At 65.1% G+C, this 15879-nt stretch carries 12 protein-coding genes and 2 pseudogenes; 8 read left to right on the top strand and 6 right to left on the bottom strand.

All coding sequences use genetic code 11. The features are described 5' to 3' along the window. Positions 1-80 precede the first annotated feature (80 nt). A complete protein-coding gene (locus CFR72_RS12455) occupies positions 81-1109 on the bottom strand; it encodes a cysteine synthase A (protein WP_110914261.1) in 1029 nt (342 codons plus the stop codon). A gap of 194 nt (positions 1110-1303) precedes the next feature. Continuing rightward, positions 1304-2413: a hypothetical protein gene (locus tag CFR72_RS12450; RefSeq protein ID WP_110914251.1), complete on the bottom strand. Its 1110-nt coding sequence runs from the start codon at positions 2411-2413 to the stop codon at positions 1304-1306. 263 nt (positions 2414-2676) lie between these two features. Between CFR72_RS12450 and CFR72_RS12445 the strand changes: the two genes are divergently transcribed. Further along, a complete protein-coding gene (locus CFR72_RS12445) occupies positions 2677-3900 on the top strand; it encodes a Hint domain-containing protein (protein WP_167400382.1) in 1224 nt (407 codons plus the stop codon). Here the strand turns inward: CFR72_RS12445 and CFR72_RS12440 are convergent. Next, on the bottom strand, positions 3864-4772 hold the full coding sequence (locus CFR72_RS12440) for a DUF2272 domain-containing protein (protein ID WP_110914249.1): 909 nt from the start codon (positions 4770-4772) through the stop codon (positions 3864-3866). The genes CFR72_RS12445 and CFR72_RS12440 overlap by 37 nt on opposite strands. Before the next feature lie 316 nt (positions 4773-5088). Between CFR72_RS12440 and CFR72_RS12435 the strand changes: the two genes are divergently transcribed. Next, positions 5089-6105, top strand: coding sequence for an aldo/keto reductase (locus CFR72_RS12435; protein WP_110914260.1), 1017 nt, complete (start codon positions 5089-5091; stop codon positions 6103-6105). Positions 6106-6201: 96 nt separating this feature from the next. Here the strand turns inward: CFR72_RS12435 and CFR72_RS12430 are convergent, their stop codons facing one another. Together CFR72_RS12430 and CFR72_RS12425 are read right to left on the bottom strand one after the other, a co-directional pair. Further along, on the bottom strand, positions 6202-6606 hold the full coding sequence (locus CFR72_RS12430) for a hypothetical protein (RefSeq protein WP_146220727.1): 405 nt from the start codon (positions 6604-6606) through the stop codon (positions 6202-6204). A gap of 52 nt (positions 6607-6658) precedes the next feature. Continuing rightward, positions 6659-8377 carry a Na+/H+ antiporter gene (locus CFR72_RS12425; RefSeq protein WP_110914247.1) on the bottom strand — a complete coding sequence of 573 codons (1719 nt, stop codon included), beginning with the start codon at positions 8375-8377 and terminating at the stop codon, positions 6659-6661. Positions 8378-8682: 305 nt separating this feature from the next. On the opposite strand from CFR72_RS12425, the gene CFR72_RS12420 reads away from it, so the two are divergent. Both CFR72_RS12420 and CFR72_RS12415 read left to right on the top strand, forming a co-directional pair. Next, positions 8683-9606, top strand: coding sequence for a DnaJ C-terminal domain-containing protein (locus CFR72_RS12420; RefSeq protein WP_110914246.1), 924 nt, complete (start codon positions 8683-8685; stop codon positions 9604-9606). Continuing rightward, on the top strand, positions 9603-9932 hold the full coding sequence (locus CFR72_RS12415; protein ID WP_110914245.1) for a chaperone modulator CbpM: 330 nt from the start codon (positions 9603-9605) through the stop codon (positions 9930-9932). Before CFR72_RS12420 ends, CFR72_RS12415 begins: the two co-directional genes overlap by 4 nt. A 102-nt stretch (positions 9933-10034) precedes the next feature. Here CFR72_RS12415 and CFR72_RS12410 read toward each other — a convergent pair whose 3' ends face one another. Beyond that, on the bottom strand, positions 10035-10460 hold the full coding sequence (locus CFR72_RS12410; RefSeq protein WP_110914244.1) for a hypothetical protein: 426 nt from the start codon (positions 10458-10460) through the stop codon (positions 10035-10037). 371 nt (positions 10461-10831) lie between these two features. Between CFR72_RS12410 and budA the strand changes: the two genes are divergently transcribed. From budA to CFR72_RS12390, 4 genes and pseudogenes are all read left to right on the top strand, one after another. After that, the gene (gene budA / locus CFR72_RS12405) at positions 10832-11620 is read left to right on the top strand and encodes an acetolactate decarboxylase (RefSeq protein WP_110914243.1); all 789 of its coding nucleotides are present in this window, start codon (positions 10832-10834) and stop codon (positions 11618-11620) included. Positions 11621-11713: 93 nt separating this feature from the next. Then, positions 11714-13405 (top strand): annotated as a pseudogene (gene alsS, locus CFR72_RS12400) (acetolactate synthase AlsS). Positions 13406-13565: 160 nt separating this feature from the next. Continuing rightward, on the top strand, positions 13566-15287 hold the full coding sequence (gene dld, locus CFR72_RS12395; RefSeq protein WP_110914242.1) for a D-lactate dehydrogenase: 1722 nt from the start codon (positions 13566-13568) through the stop codon (positions 15285-15287). A 259-nt stretch (positions 15288-15546) separates the two neighbouring features. Then, a pseudogene (locus CFR72_RS12390) lies at positions 15547-15789 on the top strand (thiamine pyrophosphate-binding protein); the annotation flags it as partial. Positions 15790-15879: the final 90 nt, after the last annotated feature.

Here is a 15879-nt window from a genome sequence, read left to right as displayed (position 1 = left end):
AGGCGACACCTTCTGAAGGTTTTTGGGAAAAAGCCTCACCAAAAACTTTTCATGGTTTCAGTCCGTCCCCGGACAGGGCTTCATTTATCCAGCCATGACGGCACCGGCAGGTGCTTGCCACGCAGGAACGTCGGGTTGAACAGCTTGGACTGGTACCGCGCGCCGCCATCGCACAGGATGGTGGCGATGCGATGGCCCGGCCCCATGGCGCGCGCGACACGGATGGCGGCGGCGACATTGATGCCCGCCGACCCGCCGACCGACAGCCCCTCGTGGATCAGCAGTTCATAGATCTGGACCAGTGCCTCGGCATCGGGGATGCGTTCGGCATCGTCGAAATGCAGCCCTTCGAGGTTGCCGGTCACCCGCGACTGACCGATTCCCTCGGTGATGGAGGAACCGGAGACCGAAAGGTCCCCCGACTTGACCCAGCCATACAGGCCCGAACCCTCGGGGTCGGCCAGCACGACGCGCGGACGCGCGACACCTTCGGCGCGCGCCCTGTCCTCCAGCCCCAGCGTAACCCCCGCCAGCGTCCCGCCCGTCCCGCACGAGCAGGTGAAGGCGTCGATGCGCCCGCCCATCTGGCCCCAGATTTCGGGTGCGGTGGTGTGGCGGTGGCCTTCGCGGTTGGCGAGGTTGTCGAACTGGTTGGCCCAGACCGCGCCCGTTTCCTCCGCCAGGCGGCGCGAGACATGGACATAGTTGCCCGGATCGCGGAATGGCTTGGCCGGGACAAGGCGCAGGTCCGCGCCGATCATGCGCAGGAAGTCGATCTTCTCCTGGCTCTGCGTCTCCGGCATCACGATGATGGAGCGGTAGCCGCGCGCGTTGGCCACCAGCGTCAGGCCGATGCCGGTATTGCCAGCCGTGCCTTCGACCACCGTGCCGCCGGGTTTCAGCACGCCGCGCCGTTCGGCGTCGTTGATGATGGCAAGGGCCGCGCGGTCCTTGACCGAACCGCCGGGATTCATGAACTCGGCCTTGCCGAAGATCTCGCATCCCGTGGCCTCGGACGCGCGATGCAGGCGGATCAGCGGCGTATGACCGATCGCGTCGGTCATGCCAGCGCTGGTGGTGGGGTGGAAGGAGGCGGGACTGTCGGCCATCAGGACTGAACCTTCGGATCTGTTGCGTGCGACGGGATTATGTGGCCCCGTCATCGGGACGGGGGGCACCCATGGGGCAATGTGCCCCAATGCCCGCCCGAAACCAAGATGCCCATGCCCTCCATGATCTCCATGACACCACGATGCCGCGCGGGCCGGTGGGTGTCATGCCGGGGAGATGATGGGCGCGGCGGTCAGGGCGTGGGCAGGTCACGCACGAAGGCGGTGAGCCTGCCCTGGCTGTTCACGTCCAGTTTTTCATAGACGCTGCGCAGTATGGAGCGCGCATAATGGTCGGAAATGCCGATGGCCCGCGCCGCTTCCTTCAGGGGGAGGCCATTGGCCACCTGCTGCACAAGCCGCGCCTCGCTCTGGTTCAGGCCCAGCAGGCGCAGCGCGTCGGTCACGTCGGGCATGTCCGACCCCGGCCTGTGGAACGCCAGCATCGCCATGGGGCGCGTGGGACGGACCATTTCGTCCCGCCCCTCCGTCAGGAGTGGGATCGCGCGCGCCAGCAGCGGCCGGCCGGAGGGACACTGCACCATGACGAAGCGTTCGGGACCGGGCGCCACATCGGACGAGGGGGACAGCGCATCACGCAGCAGCCCGTCCAACTGGCGCGCGCTGGCGCGGTGCGAACAGGTCAGGCGCCCGTCAGTATGCACCACCCCGTCACCCAGCATCCGCTCCATCGCGTCGTTCATGAAGATGACGCGGCCGTCATGCCCGATCACGGCGGTGGGGGTGGGCAGGCGGGCGCACATTTCGCGAAACCCGTGGGCCAGGGCGTTGGCCTGCCGCCCGCCCAGGGACATCGAGATCGCGCGGCACACATGCTGCCCCAGCATCAGGCGCAGCCTGCGTTCGTCGCCGGTTTCATGCGGGCGCCCCAGCGGGCGCTGGATCGAAAAGGCGAAATGCGGGCCGTTGGGGTCGGTGAAATAGAACCGGTTGGTCCTGCTGGCGCCAAACCTGTTCAGGAAATCCTGGTAATAGGGATTGCGGGCCACCTCCTCGTCACTGAGGAAGGAAATGTCCGAAAGTTCCCCCTGCGGCAGGCGATGTCCCGCCAGATATGCCCGGTAGGGATCGTGCCGCCACATGTGGTCGTAATACATGTGGTCGGATTCCGGGATCCGGGCGGACCCGAACCGCAGGTCGGAGTGCAGTTCCGTCGGGATGATCGCCGCCCCCACGCCACCAAGCAGGCGTGACAGCGTATGCAGGGTCGGTTGCCACAGGCTGTCATCAAGTGCGCAGCGATAGATATCGCCTATGGCCGCATTGACGGCATCGGAGAGCATTGGCGAGACCTCTGCGGGAGCAATTCTAAGGCAAGAAGATAAACATATATATAATGCAGCTTTTTGTTTTCATGTCCAGCCGCATCCATGGGCTATCGCGCAGATACCCAACTGCGCATCCTGTGCCCTGATAAAGGCGGTTTTATGGCGCGGCGTGGAAAACATCATGACCACGGTTCCGTCAGTGCTGGCGACCGTGGCTCAGGCCCGCGCACGCGTCACGCCAGCCGCCATGTATGGCAGCGAAGGACGTGGGGAAGGTCATGACGCTTATAATTCCGGCGATGGACCAGCCGTTGCAGGGACCCGGGGGTGGCGGCAGGTGTCGTGACCACGCCCGGCGGGAGGGGACGCGGACGCGGTTTTCGCCCGTCCCGCCCGTGCCGCCCGTCATGCGGCGGGACACCATGACGCGCATGGACGAACTGGCGACCGGTTTCATTCCCGGCACGATGCTGCGCACGCCCTCGGGGGATGTCGCGGTGGAAAACCTGGGGCCGGGCGACTGTGTACTGGCGGCCTCGGGCGAGATGCGGCGCATCTGCTGGATCGGCCTGATCGCGGCGCATCCGCCCACCGTCGGGCGCAGGGATGCCTACCTTGTCCATGTCGCCGCCCATGCCTGTGCGCAGGGACGGCCGGCGCGTGACCTGCAGGTCCTGCCGGACATGGCCATGGGGCAGTCCGTGCATGACGAGGTGCTGGTCCCCGCGCGGGAACTGACCAATGGCGCGACGATCGCCACCGTCCCCGGCGGTGTGATGGAATGCTGGGGGATCGTGCTGGACCGCGCGGCCGTCGTGCTGGCCAATGGCCTGCCGGTGGGCGTGGGCATGGCGCAGGCGCGCCCGGGCGGCCTGCCGCGGATTTTGACACGTGGCCCGCTGGTCGCGGCGCGGCGCGCGGGACTGGCGGGGCGGGCGCAGGACATGGGCTGGCGTGTCAGCACCTGCATGGACGTGCATGCGATGGTCGATGGCCGCCGGTTGCGCGGCGATGTGAAGGACGGCGTGGCGTGTTTCATCTTTCCCGCCACCGCGCGGCATGTGCGCGTGGTGTCACGCACCTTTGTCCCGGCGGACTGGGCCGCCTGCGACGACCGGCGCGCGCTGGGCCTTGCCGTGCGGCGGATCAGCCTGGGCGACGGGATGCGCATGGCGGAGGTCGATCCCGCCGACCCGCGCATCGCCCCGGCCTTCCATGCGCCGCTCCACCCCGATGGCACGGATGGGGCGGAGGGGACGGCGTGGCGATGGACACGGGAAACGCTGTCGCTGCCATGCGCGCTGTGGCGGACAGGGACGCAGGCGCGCGGGCGTGAAGTCATGCTGCGTCTCGAATTCGACGCTGCCGCCAGCCAGTGCTGGGTGCTGCCGGCGGTGCCGGTGCGTACCTTCCACCCCGATCCCGCCACGTTGCGACGGCCCGCGCACAGGCGTCGCAGCGCGGATTATGGCGCGTTCGACGGCGCGCCGTCCGCGTCATAGAGGACCTGCAGCACGACGCACCACGGATAACGCGGATCGACGCTGCCGCCGCGATGGCTGGACAGGCGCCCATGCCGGTCCACCGGCACATGGGTCATGGAGACGGCATCATCCACGTTGCCGCCGATGATGCTGATCTGGTGGCCAAAGGGCGGGGCGTTGTCATCCATCGCCACCACGAGTCCACAATGCGCGGGGAAGGGGTTGGCCGTGGGCAGGTTGGCGAAACGCACCGCCTTGCTGGCCCCGCGCCCGACACAGATCAGGTCGCCAAGGCGCGGGGCATAGCTGTCGGGATTGCGCGCCCGCACGCCTTTTTCCGTATGGGCGGCGGCGGCGTTGATATAGGTGGCGTGGTTGGGGGAGTAGGCAAAGCGGTCATTCGCCCCGGCCACGCGCATCACATAGGAAATGAACGCCGCCGACCAGGCATAGGTGCCGTCATGGACGAAATCCGTGACCTGCCCGTTTTCGTCATGCTTGCCGGTCCATGCGCTTTCCTTCTCGCCGGGGTCCTGGCCGATCCACCAGTATTCGCCCACGCGCTGCCACATCCCGGCGGTGCGTTCGGGCTTGACCGCGGCGATGGTGGGTTCGGGGCGCTGTTCGGGATCGTCATCGCTGACGGGTTGGCCGAACATCCGCCATTCACGCAGGGCGATGGCGATGGTGTTCTGCCGTGTGAAGGGTTCAAAATTTCGTGTGGCGAAATCGGGCACATGTGTATCGACCGCCAGCGGCCCCGCCCCGTTGGGGTATTGCGCGACCGGTGTGCGCGCGGGATGCTGGTGGGGGGTATGGGCACAGGCCCCAAGGGCCATGAGGGGCAGCAGAAAGGCAATCTTGCGCGGCACGCGGGGTTTCTCCTCCATTGTGTACGGCGCGGCGGCGTCGCCCGTTCTCCTTCCTGCATACGGCGCGGTGCCCGATGCGAAAAGGGGGCAGCCCATCTGCCGGATGTCAAAAGTCCCTGCCTTGCGATCATGTCCAAAAGGCCCAACTCTGTAACACATGGACTGTCTGGCGACATCCGGCCCCCTTGCCCGGGGCGGGAGGTGCGGCCAGAACGTCCGCAAGGGATCAGCGCGGGGCGCGCCCGGCCACCCGCCGCCATGGGGGACGCCGCATCATCGCGGCCGTGCCCGTGCCGGGTGGCTGCGTCCCGCCCATTGCACGAAGGAGCACTGCATGACAGGCGAAGCAAACGGTGTCGCGACAACGGCGGATACCCTCGCCATTCCCGGCCTGAAGCGGCCGGTGGCGCGCATTGCGCTGGGCACATGGGCGATTGGCGGATGGATGTGGGGCGGTCCCGATGACCGTCAGGCCATCGCCACGATTCACGAGGCGCTGGAGGTCGGGATCGACCTGATCGACACGGCCCCCGTCTATGGCTTCGGCCATTCGGAGGAAGTGGTGGGCGAGGCCCTGTCCGGTGGCCGCCGCGACAAGGTGGCGATCGCGACCAAGGTCGGCCTTGACTGGCATGCCGACCACAAGCCGTTCCGCAACACGTCCGCCGCGCGCATCAACAAGGAAATCGAGGATTCGCTGCGTCGCCTGCGCACGGACCATATCGACCTGTACCAGGTCCACTGGCCCGATACCGCCGTGCCCATGGAGGAGACGGCGCGTGCGCTGGAAAAACTGGTGACGCAGGGCAAGGTGCTTGCACTCGGCGTCAGCAATTTCAGCATCCCGCAGATCGAGGAATTCCGGAAATTCGCCCCCCTGTCGGCCATCCAGCCGCCCTATAACCTGTTCGAGCGTGAGATCGAGCGCGACATCCTGCCCTATGCCATCAGGAACCGGCTTGCGGTGCTGGCCTATGGCCCGCTGTGCCGGGGACTGCTGTCGGGCCGCATGACGCCGGAGACGAAGTTCGGCAGCGACGACCTGCGTGGCAGCGATCCGAAATTCCAGCCGCCGCGCTTTGCGCAGTATCTGGCGGCGGTGGATGCGCTGCGTGATTTCGCGCGTGAACGCTATGGCAAGTCGCTGCTGGCGCTGGCGATCCGCTGGGTGCTGGACCAGGGGCCGACCATCGCGCTGTGGGGCGCGCGCAAGCCGGAGCAGATCGCGGGTGTGCGTGACGCGCTGGGCTGGAGCCTGACGGAACAGGACCGCAAGGATATCGACGCGATCCTGGTGCGTACGGTGCGTGACCCGGTGGGGCCGGAATTCATGGCGCCTCCGGGGCGGTAAGGCCCGGAGACGGTTTTTCGGACGTCGCCCCGTTCCGTGCCGGGCGGCGTCCCCTGAGCCTTTTTTGGGAAAGGCTTTTGCAAAAACTTTCCCTCGTTACCTGATGCTGTCGTCGCCGCCCATGTCGCCGCCCGCCGAGAGCGCCAGCGAACGCCATGCCCCGTGCGAGACCATGCATTGCGCATAAAAACGCCGGTGGTCGGTGCGGTTCATCGACATCTGCTTGGCCGTGGTGGTGGCGTACATCCCCATGGCCGACGTCGTTTCGCACACCTGCGCGGTCTTGATATATTCGGGGCTTTTCTTGTCCTGCACGGGTTCGTAGCCCGTGACGTTGCCATAGGGCGAAGGCGCGTGGGGACGGTGCGGGATATGGAAGCTGTGGTCGCGCGCCTGCGCCGTGACCGAGAGCGGTGCCGCGGCCGCAAGCATCACCGCCATGGCGGCGGCCAGCATGCGCGCGGGCGGGAATAACGGGGGCTGGTGCCGGGCGTTCGTCATCCTGTGGTCTCCTTATGGGTCTCGGCGCATCCGGCCGGCTGCTGGCACGGGGTCAGTGCGCGGCGGCTTCCGCATGCTCACCCGCCTGCCGCGGCAGGGAGTGTGCCTCGATCTGGAGTTCCTGCTCGATGAAATCAAGCTCCTGGTTGATGGTGGCCTCCGTCTCGTCATTGATGCGGCGCTGCATCACGCGCAGGTGCAGGCGTTCGCGCATGTGGCGGATGACATGGAAGCGCAGGGCCAGTTCCGCGCGTTTTTCGCGGATGGCCGTCGCGCGGATGCCGCTCTGCGATGCCGCGGAATTGTCCAGCCGCTTCAGCGTGTCCTGATATTCATGCAGCAGGCGTGAAATCGCCTCCTGCTTCAGGTCCACCGCTTCCTCGTCCGTGTCGTGGTCGATTTCGTGATGCGCCAGCGCCGCCTGTTCGGCATGCAGCGTCTGCACCGCCGTCTGCGCCAGTTCGATGCGCATCGCGTCAAGCTCCCGCAGGGCGGGATCGTCCTCGTCCATCTGCATCCCCGCCATCAGCGCCGGCATTGTCGCACTGGCGAGCACGAGCGAGCAGATGATGACCCCCGCCGCCAGCGTCACCAGCAGGTCGCGCCCCGGAAAGCCGGGCGAGGTCGCGGTCGCGATCGGCAGCGACAGGATCGCCGCCAGCGTGATCGCCCCGCGCGTGCCCGCCACCGTCATGATCAGCACCGTGCGCGCCGACGGGATGACCGTCTGGCGGTGGCGCACATGCGCAAACAGGCGCCGCGCGGAAATGGAGATCCAGATCCAGATGAAGCGCATCGTGCTCATGGACAACTGGATCGCGATGATGGCCAGGATCAGGAACCACGGCGACACGCCCCCCTGGCGTGCGATGCGCGCGCCCTCGGTCACGAGGTCGGGCAGTTGCAGTCCCAGCAGCAGGAAGATCACCGCGTTGAAGGTGAAGTTGACCATGTCCCATACGGTCGTGGCCTTCAGGCGGGTTTCGGTCCGCGCCTCGTTCATCACGCCGGTGAACTTCACCGTCATGCCCCCCGCCACGGCGGCAAGGATGCCCGAACAGTCCGCCGCGTCCGCGATCAGGTAGATCGCGAACGGCAGCATCATCGCCAGCGTGATGTGCGTCGGCGGGTCGTCATAGCCACGCACCAGCAGCACATGTTCCGCCCGGCACGCCGCCCACGCGATCAGCACCCCCATGATGATGCCGCCCGCCGACATGAACATGAAACTGCCCAGCGCCTGCTGGAAGGAGAAGATGCCCGTCATCGCCGCCGCCACCGCGAACTTGAAGCACACCAGTCCCGATGCGTCGTTGAGCAGCGCCTCCCCATGCAGGATATGCACCACGCGGGCAGGCGCGCGCCCGCCCTCGATCATGCTGCCGACCGACACCGCATCGGTGGGCGACATCACGGCCGCCAGCGCAAAGGCGGCGGGCAGGGTGATGGGCGGGATCATCCAGTGGATGAAATACCCGCACCCCAGCGTCGTGAACACCACAAGCCCGAGGGCCAGCATGATGATGACATTGCGCAGTTCCCCGAATTCACGCATCGGCATGCGATAGGCATCCGCATACAGCAGCGGCGGGATGAACAGCAGCAGGAACATGTCCGGGTCGAACCCGATCTTCAGCCCCGCAAGTGACGCGATGGCCCCGATAGCGATCTGGATCAGTGGAAGCGGAACGGGAATGCGGCCGATGCGTGAAATCAGGCTGCTGATTCCACTGACGGTCAGTAATGCCAGCGTGAGGAAGACAACATGCATGTCAGGGGGATATCTTCTGTATTGGTATTTTTATTGATACAATAAAATAATACCGTCGCGAAGTAAAACAACAAAAGATTTATTTTCCCGGCGGCCTGAGATGTTATTTTCATCTACCTGATATGCACCCGACAGTATTCTGCACCACGGGCATGCGCTTTTGCCTGCGCCCTTCATTGACCGGGGCGCATGGGCTTCCCATTATCATGGTATGAATGACCGTCAGGCAGGCAGGACGGGGTCGGCCTGCCGCGCGGCCCACACCGCAACATGTTCGGCCCGACCCGGAGGAATGACACCCAACCGTGAGTAAAGATCCATACGAGGTACTTGGCGTGGCGCGCACCGCCAGCCAGGACGAAATCCGCAAGGCCTACCGCAAGCTGGCCAAGAAGCACCATCCCGACCTCAACCCCGGCGACAAGGCGGCGGAAGAGAGTTTCAAGGCGGTGGGGGCGGCGCATGCGCTGCTGTCCGACGAGGAGCAGCGCGCGCGCTTCGACCGTGGCGAAATCGATGCCGAGGGGCAGGAGCGCGGCTTCCCCGGCGGTGGTGGCTATCGCAGCCACGCCGAAGGGGGGCAGGGCCATTTCTATGGCGGTGGCCAGTTCTCCGAGGATGACCTCGGCGACATCTTCGGCGGCATGTTCGGGCAGCGCGGCGGCTTCCGCCGGCGTCCGCAGGGGCCGATGAAGGGGGAGGACCGCCAGTACGCCCTGACCGTCAGCTTCCTTGATTCCGTCAATGGCGGCACATCGCGCGTGACCCTGCCCGGTGGGGCGACGCTTGACGTGAAGATCCCGCCGGGGATCGAGGACGGGCAGGTCCTGCGCCTGCGCGGCAAGGGTGACGAAGGCTTCCAGGGTGGTCCGGCGGGCGATGCGCTGATTACCATTTCGGTGGCGCCCGACCCGGTTTACACACGTGATGGCAATGACGTGCGCTCCACCCTGCCGATCGACGTGAAGACCGCCGTCCTTGGTGGCAGCATCACGGTCCCGACGCCTGCGGGCCCGGTCAAGATGAACGTGCCGCCGCATTCCGACACCGGCAGCGTGCTGCGCCTGCGTGGTCGCGGCGTGAAGGCGCATGGCGGGCAGGAGGCCGGCAACCTGTACGTGAAGCTGCAGGTCACGATCGGCAAGACCGACAAGGCGTTCGAGGACTTCCTGAAGTCATGGACCCCCGGAGGGGAGAAGGACGGCAAGAAGGGGGACGGCGCGTCATGATTACCTTTGAAACCCTGTGCGTCAGGGTGGGTGGCGTTCCCGCGGACGAGATCCAGCACTGGATCGACAGCGAATGGCTGCGCCCCGAGGGCACGCCGGGCCATTACCTGTTCCGTGAAATCGACGAGGCCCGCGCCATCCTGATCCGTGAACTGCGCCATGACCTTGGCGTGAACGAGGAAGGGGTGCCCATCGTGCTGTCGCTGCTCGATCAGCTTTATGCGTCGCGCCGGCAGATGCTGCGCCTGCGTGAGGCGCTGAGCGTCCCGCGCGAAAACGAACTGCGCAGCAAGCTTCGTGGGCTGCTGGGCATGATGCCCGACTGACGCGGATGCGACCGCATGAAAAACCCCGGCCATGCACCGCACGGCCGGGGTTTTTCATGTCGGGACGTCCTGGTGACGCCCCTTGCCTTGAAAAAACGCGGGTCAGTCCGCCCTGCTGAGCGGCAGGTTCATGACCTGTCCCGGCTTCTTGCCCTTCATCTTGAGGTCCGCGCTGTTCTGCGAGGTCAGGGTGAAGGTGATGTCCGGGTCGTCATTGACGGAATGCAGCGTCGTGCCATCGACCTGCCGCAGCACGAAGGTGCGCCCGACAAGGCCCGTCAGCTTTTCCAGCGGCGCGGGCAGCTTCATGTTCAGCGGTGTGGTGCCGCCTGACGCCTTGCCCGCCGTGATCGTCACCGGTTCAAGACCCAGCGAGGACCAGGGGCCGAGGAAGTCTGTCGTGGGATGGGCGGCCTGTTCTGCCTGCGGCGCGGCGGCGGGGGCCGGGGCGGCAAGGGCCTGCGCGCCCGTTCCCAGCAGCCCGGAAAGCATGAGGGCGGAGGCGGCGATACGGAGTGGCTTCGTCATCGGGTATCCAGTTTTCAACATGGTTATGCCCCCAACAATGGCGGGCGCGCGGCCATCGGGCAAGGCGGCATGTCGGCCCCGCCATGGCGGGCATGGGGCGCCCGGTGCGAATATTTGCGCCCCCTGTATTCGCGGGCGTGCGGGCATTGCGAATATTTCCATTTTACATGGTTTTTTTCATGTCCGCTGCATCCGTCATGCCCGGCGGGGGCAGGAGGGGACGGGCGATGTGCCATATGTTTGATATATGGAAAATGGCATAAATATATATTGGACGATTGGGTCGGGCTGCATCACCATCTGCGCACACAAGGATTTATCCGGCGCCAGACCCGCAGGCGGCCGCCGTGATCTGATGCGGGAGACATGGTTTGAAATTCAGATGCCAATCGGTCGGTGAGATCGATTCCCGGTCTGGCGCGCTTGGTGGCGGCGCCGATCTTGGCCCCCGTCGCAACCGGCTGTACCAGACGTCCACCATGGCGGCGCTGCTTGACGCGGTCTATGACGGGGAAACCACGCTCGACGAACTTCTGGTGCATGGCAATTTCGGCCTCGGCACGTTCAACGCGCTCGATGGCGAGATGATCGTCAATGACAGCGTCGTCCACCAGTTTCGCGCCGACGGGCAGGCCGGGCGCGTGCCCGGTTCGCTCAAGACGCCGTTCGCCTGCGTGACCTTCTTCCAGCCGGAGAAGGAATACGTGATCGACACGCCGTGCGACAAGGACGGGTTCGAGGAGATCGTCAACCGCCTGGTGGACAATCCCAACCTGTTCGCCGCCGTGCGCTTTACCGGCCTGTTCGAAAAGGTGGAGACGCGCACCGTCTTCTGCCAGTGCCATCCCTACCCGCCGATGCTCGAGGTCGTCAGCCGCCAGCCGACGATGCAGCTTGGCGCGTCTTCGGGCACGATGCTCGGCTTCCGCACGCCGCCCTATATGCAGGGCGTCAATGTCGCGGGCTATCACCTGCACTTCCTGACCGAGGACGGCAAGCGTGGCGGCCATGTGACCGATTACCGCGTGAAGCAGGGACGGCTTGAGGTCGGGATCATCTCCGACGTGGAAATCCAGCTTCCGCGTACCGAACAGTTCGCCAAGGCAAACCTGACGCCGGAAAACATTCACGAGGCCATTCGCGTGGCAGAAGGCGGTTAAGGCGGGGTATCGCCCCGTCCTTTACTGTATTATCCGCAAATTGCGCCCTGCCACATACAGGTCGGGCGCACCCGTTACAGGAATAACGGTCATATGACAGACAAGGCAGGATCGGCCGCCACGCAGTGCGGGGCCGAAATGATTGTGCGCAACCTGGTCGAACATGGCGTGACGCATGTTTTCGGCATCCCCGTGGCAAAGGTTGACCGCCTGTTTGACGCGCTGGTCGACTCCCCGATCGAGACGGTTGTCACCCGCCATGAACAGAACGCCGCGTTCATCGCCGGCGGCATCGGGCGCATCACGGGCAAGGCGGGCGTCGCCATCGCGACCTCCGGGCCGGGGGCGTCGAATTTCGTGACCGGCCTTGCCACCGCCAATTCCGAAGGCGACCAGGTGCTGGCGATCGGCGGCGCGGTGAAGCTTGCGGACCGGCTGAAGCTGACGCACCAGAGCATGGACACCGTCGCCCTGTTCCAGCCGATCACGAAATACAGCGCGGAAATCACCTCCCCCAACGCGGTGTCCGAAGTCGTCGCCAACGCCTTCCGCTTTGCCGAACAGGGACGCCCCGGCGCCGCCTTCATCAGCACGCCGATGGACATCCTGTCGATGCCGGCCTACGGCCCGGTGCTGGCGGGCCGCCCGCTGCCGGATGCGGGGGCCGCCGCGGACGATGCCGTGGCCGAAGCCGCCGCCCTGCTTGAAAAGGCGCAGCGCCCGGTCATCCTGCTCGGCCTGCTTGCCAGCCGTCCCGACGTGGCGAAGGCCGTGCGTGGCCTGATCGCGCGCACCGGTGTCCCGGTCATCGGCACCTACCAGGCGGCGGGTGCGGTGTCGCACGACCTTGCCGACCGTTTCGGTGGTCGCGTCGGCCTGTTCCGCAACCAGCCGGGCGACCAGTTGCTGCATGAGGCCGATGTCGTCATCTCCATCGGCTACAACCCGATCGAATATGACCCGTGGCTGTGGAACGTCGATGACGCGCGCCGCATCGTCCATGTGGACGTGGTGGCCGCCGAACTCGACACCCATTACGTGCCGGCGGTTTAACTGATCGGTAATGTCGCGGCCAGCGTCGCGGCGCTGACGGCGAAGGTGGGCAGGCTGGCGCGTGCGACCTCGCTCGAGGAAATCCTTGGCGACTACCATGCCAAGCGCCGTGGCGACCTGCTGGAGGCCCGCAGCACCAGCAACACGGCGGTCCATCCGCTGCAGATCGTGCGCGAACTGGAAAAGGTCGTGACGCCTGACGTGACGATGTGCCTCGACATGGGGACGTTCCACATCTGGCTGGCGCGCTACCTGCTGTCGTTCCGTGCGCGCCAGATGCTGATCAGCAACGGCCAGCAGACGATGGGCGTCGGCCTGCCGTGGGCGATTGCCGCAAGCCTGATCAACCCGGCGCAGAAGGTCATTTCCGTGTCCGGCGACGGCGGGTTCATGATGTCGTGTATGGAACTGGAAACGGCGGTGCGGCTGAAATGCAACATCGTCCACCTTGTCTGGGTTGACCAGCAGTACAACATGGTGGAGATGCAGGAACGCAAGAAATACGGCCGCGGGTCGGGTGTCGATTTCGGGCCGATCGACTTTGCAATGTTCGCACGCTCGTGCGGCGCGCAGGGGATTGCGATCCGCAGCGCCGATGAAATCGCGGGCGCGCTGTGCACGGCGATGGAGGCCGAAGGACCGGTCGTCATCTCCATCCCGGTTGATTATTCGCACAACCACCTGCTGATGGAACCGCTGGCGCGGCTGGGCGAGACGTCCGCCGCCGCCTGATGCCGGGCTCCATGGACATGGAGCCCCGGCGTTTTATACCTGTCTGGACATGCGCCGGGCGTGGCACACTGTATCGTGTGCCTGTGTCCGCGCACGGTTCCCTGCATGTCGCAGGCCCCGTGCGCGTGGCGCATGTACTGGATGGGAGATTTCAAGAAGAATGCTGACAATGGCGCATGATACATCCGCAAGCCAGTTGATCGACACGTTCCGCACGATCGTGGGTAACGGGCATGTCCTGACCGATCCGGGGGCGACGCTGCCATTCCGCCGGGGGTTCCGCTTCGGGCAGGGGCGCGCCCTTGCCGTCGTGCGTCCCGGCTCCCTTGTGGAGCAGTGGCGCGTGCTGCAGGCCTGTGTAAAGGCCGATGTGATCGTCATCATGCAGGCCGCCAATACCGGCCTGACGGGGGGATCGACCCCGGATGGTGACAAATATGACCGCGATGTCGTCATCATCAACAGCATGCGCATGCGCACCATCCACCTGATCGGTGGGGGAAAGCAGGTCGTCTGCCTGCCGGGCGCGACGCTGGACCAGCTTGAGGGCATGCTCCAGCCGCTGGGGCGGGAGCCACATTCGGTCATCGGGTCGTCGTGCATCGGCGCCTCCGTCTTTGGCGGTGTCAGCAACAATTCCGGCGGCGCGCTGGTGCGCCGTGGCCCGGCCTATACCGACATGGCGCTGTATGCGCAGGTCGATGCGGCGGGCGAACTGCACCTGGTCAATCACCTCGGCATCGACCTCGGCACCGATGCGGAGGAGATCCTGAGCAGGGCCGAACGGGGCGAATTCCCCGACGCCAGCATCAACTGGAACGCCGGGCGCGGCCATGATGACGATTACGCCCGCCATGTGCGCGACATCGACGCCGACACGCCCGCGCGCTACAACGCCGACCTGCGCCGCCTGCACGAAGGGTCAGGCTGTGCCGGGCATCTGGGCCTGTTCGCCGTGCGCCTTGACACGTTCGAGGCGGAGAAGAACCCCGTCGTCTTCTATATCGGCACGAACCAGACCGACGTGCTCGAGGACCTGCGCCGCCATGTGCTCGGCTCGTTCGCGGAACTGCCGATCGCGGGGGAATACCTGCATCGCGACGCGTTCAACATCGCGGAGAAGTATGGCAAGGACACCTTCGTCATCATCCGCATGCTGGGCACGCGCCGCCTGCCAGCGCTGTTTGCGTTGAAAGCGAAGTTCGATCGCCTGTTCGACCGCATGGGCTTCATGCCGTCGCACTTTACCGACCGGTTCATGCAGTTCCTGAGCCACTTCTTCCCCAACCACATGCCGCGTCGCATGCGCGATTACCGCGACCGCTTCGCCCATCACCTGATGCTCAAGGTCAGTGCGTCGGGCGCGCAGGAGGCCCGCGACTTCCTGACCAGCCATTTTGCGAAGAACGAGGGCGAATTCTTTGAATGCACCCCGGACGAGGGGGCAAAGGCGTTCCTGCACCGCTTCGCCGCCGCGGGGGCGGCCGTGCGGTACCGTGCGGTCCATCCCCGCACGACGGAGGACATCGTCGCCCTTGACGTCGCCCTGCGCCGCAATGACCGCGAATGGTTCGAGGTGCTGCCCGACGACATCAACCGCGAGATCATCGTCAAGCTGTATTACGGGCATTTCCTGTGCCACGTGATGCATCAGGACTATGTGGTGCGCAAAGGCAACGACTGCATGGACCTTGAACATCGCATGCTGCCGCTGCTGGACCGTCGCGGGGCGCGTTACCCGGCGGAGCATAATTTCGGGCACCTGTATGCAGCACCCGATGACGTGCGTGCGCATTACCAGCAGCTTGACCCGTGCAACTGTTTCAATCCCGGCATCGGGCAGGCGACCAAGCGCAAGAACTGGGTCGCCGAAAGCGTCTAGCGCCCCCGCCGGGCCAAAGGTTCGTTCACAGCGGTTTATCGGGGGAGTGTTTCGGGGATCGGCCTGACAGGGAAAGTAAAAGAAGTTTTCGGGTGCCGCCTTTTTTCAAAAAGGCGGCGTCTTTCGAAGCTTTTTCGATCAAAAGCTTCACCAAGAACTTTTATTATTTCTGGCAATGGTTTGTTCTGGAACATTCTTCCATGTGGTCGCATGACCCATCATGTGGCCATCCGCGATAATAAAACGGAGGGACACGAACATGGCCTATACTGTCGGACATTACCTTGGCGACCGCCTTGCCCAGATCGGGCTGAAGGATCACTTCGCGGTTGCCGGGGATTACAACCTCGTCCTTCTGGACCAGCTTCTGGAAATTGACGGGCTGCGGCAGGTCTATTGCTGCAATGAACTCAACTGCGGGTTCAGCGCCGAGGGCTATGCCCGTGCGAATGGCGCGGGTGCGGCCGTCGTGACCTTCAGCGTCGGCGCGCTGTCGGCCCTCACATGAGGAGTTTCACGTCAATGGCCACTTTCACTGCGAGATCATTTTTTCTTCTCCGTGTTTTGGATCCATGGTCTGAGCCTGTTTAAC

It is taken from the genome of Gluconacetobacter entanii, assembly GCF_003206495.1.
GTDB lineage: Bacteria > Pseudomonadota > Alphaproteobacteria > Acetobacterales > Acetobacteraceae > Novacetimonas > Novacetimonas entanii.
This window is presented reverse-complemented; position numbering and strand designations above follow the sequence as displayed.

Excerpts from the sequence above, each read along its gene's own strand:
- CFR72_RS12455 (WP_110914261.1), bottom strand. The coding sequence starts at position 1,109 with ATGGCCGACAGTCCCGCCTCCTTCCACCCCACCACCAGCGCTGGCATG.
- CFR72_RS12450 (WP_110914251.1), bottom strand. The coding sequence starts at position 2,413 with ATGCTCTCCGATGCCGTCAATGCGGCCATAGGCGATATCTATCGCTGC.
- CFR72_RS12445 (WP_167400382.1), top strand. The coding sequence starts at position 2,677 with ATGACGCTTATAATTCCGGCGATGGACCAGCCGTTGCAGGGACCCGGG.
- CFR72_RS12440 (WP_110914249.1), bottom strand. The coding sequence starts at position 4,772 with ATGGAGGAGAAACCCCGCGTGCCGCGCAAGATTGCCTTTCTGCTGCCC.
- CFR72_RS12435 (WP_110914260.1), top strand. The coding sequence starts at position 5,089 with ATGACAGGCGAAGCAAACGGTGTCGCGACAACGGCGGATACCCTCGCC.
- CFR72_RS12430 (WP_146220727.1), bottom strand. The coding sequence starts at position 6,606 with ATGACGAACGCCCGGCACCAGCCCCCGTTATTCCCGCCCGCGCGCATG.
- CFR72_RS12425 (WP_110914247.1), bottom strand. The coding sequence starts at position 8,377 with ATGCATGTTGTCTTCCTCACGCTGGCATTACTGACCGTCAGTGGAATC.
- CFR72_RS12415 (WP_110914245.1), top strand. The coding sequence starts at position 9,603 with ATGATTACCTTTGAAACCCTGTGCGTCAGGGTGGGTGGCGTTCCCGCG.
- CFR72_RS12410 (WP_110914244.1), bottom strand. The coding sequence starts at position 10,460 with ATGACGAAGCCACTCCGTATCGCCGCCTCCGCCCTCATGCTTTCCGGG.
- dld (WP_110914242.1), top strand. The coding sequence starts at position 13,566 with ATGCTGACAATGGCGCATGATACATCCGCAAGCCAGTTGATCGACACG.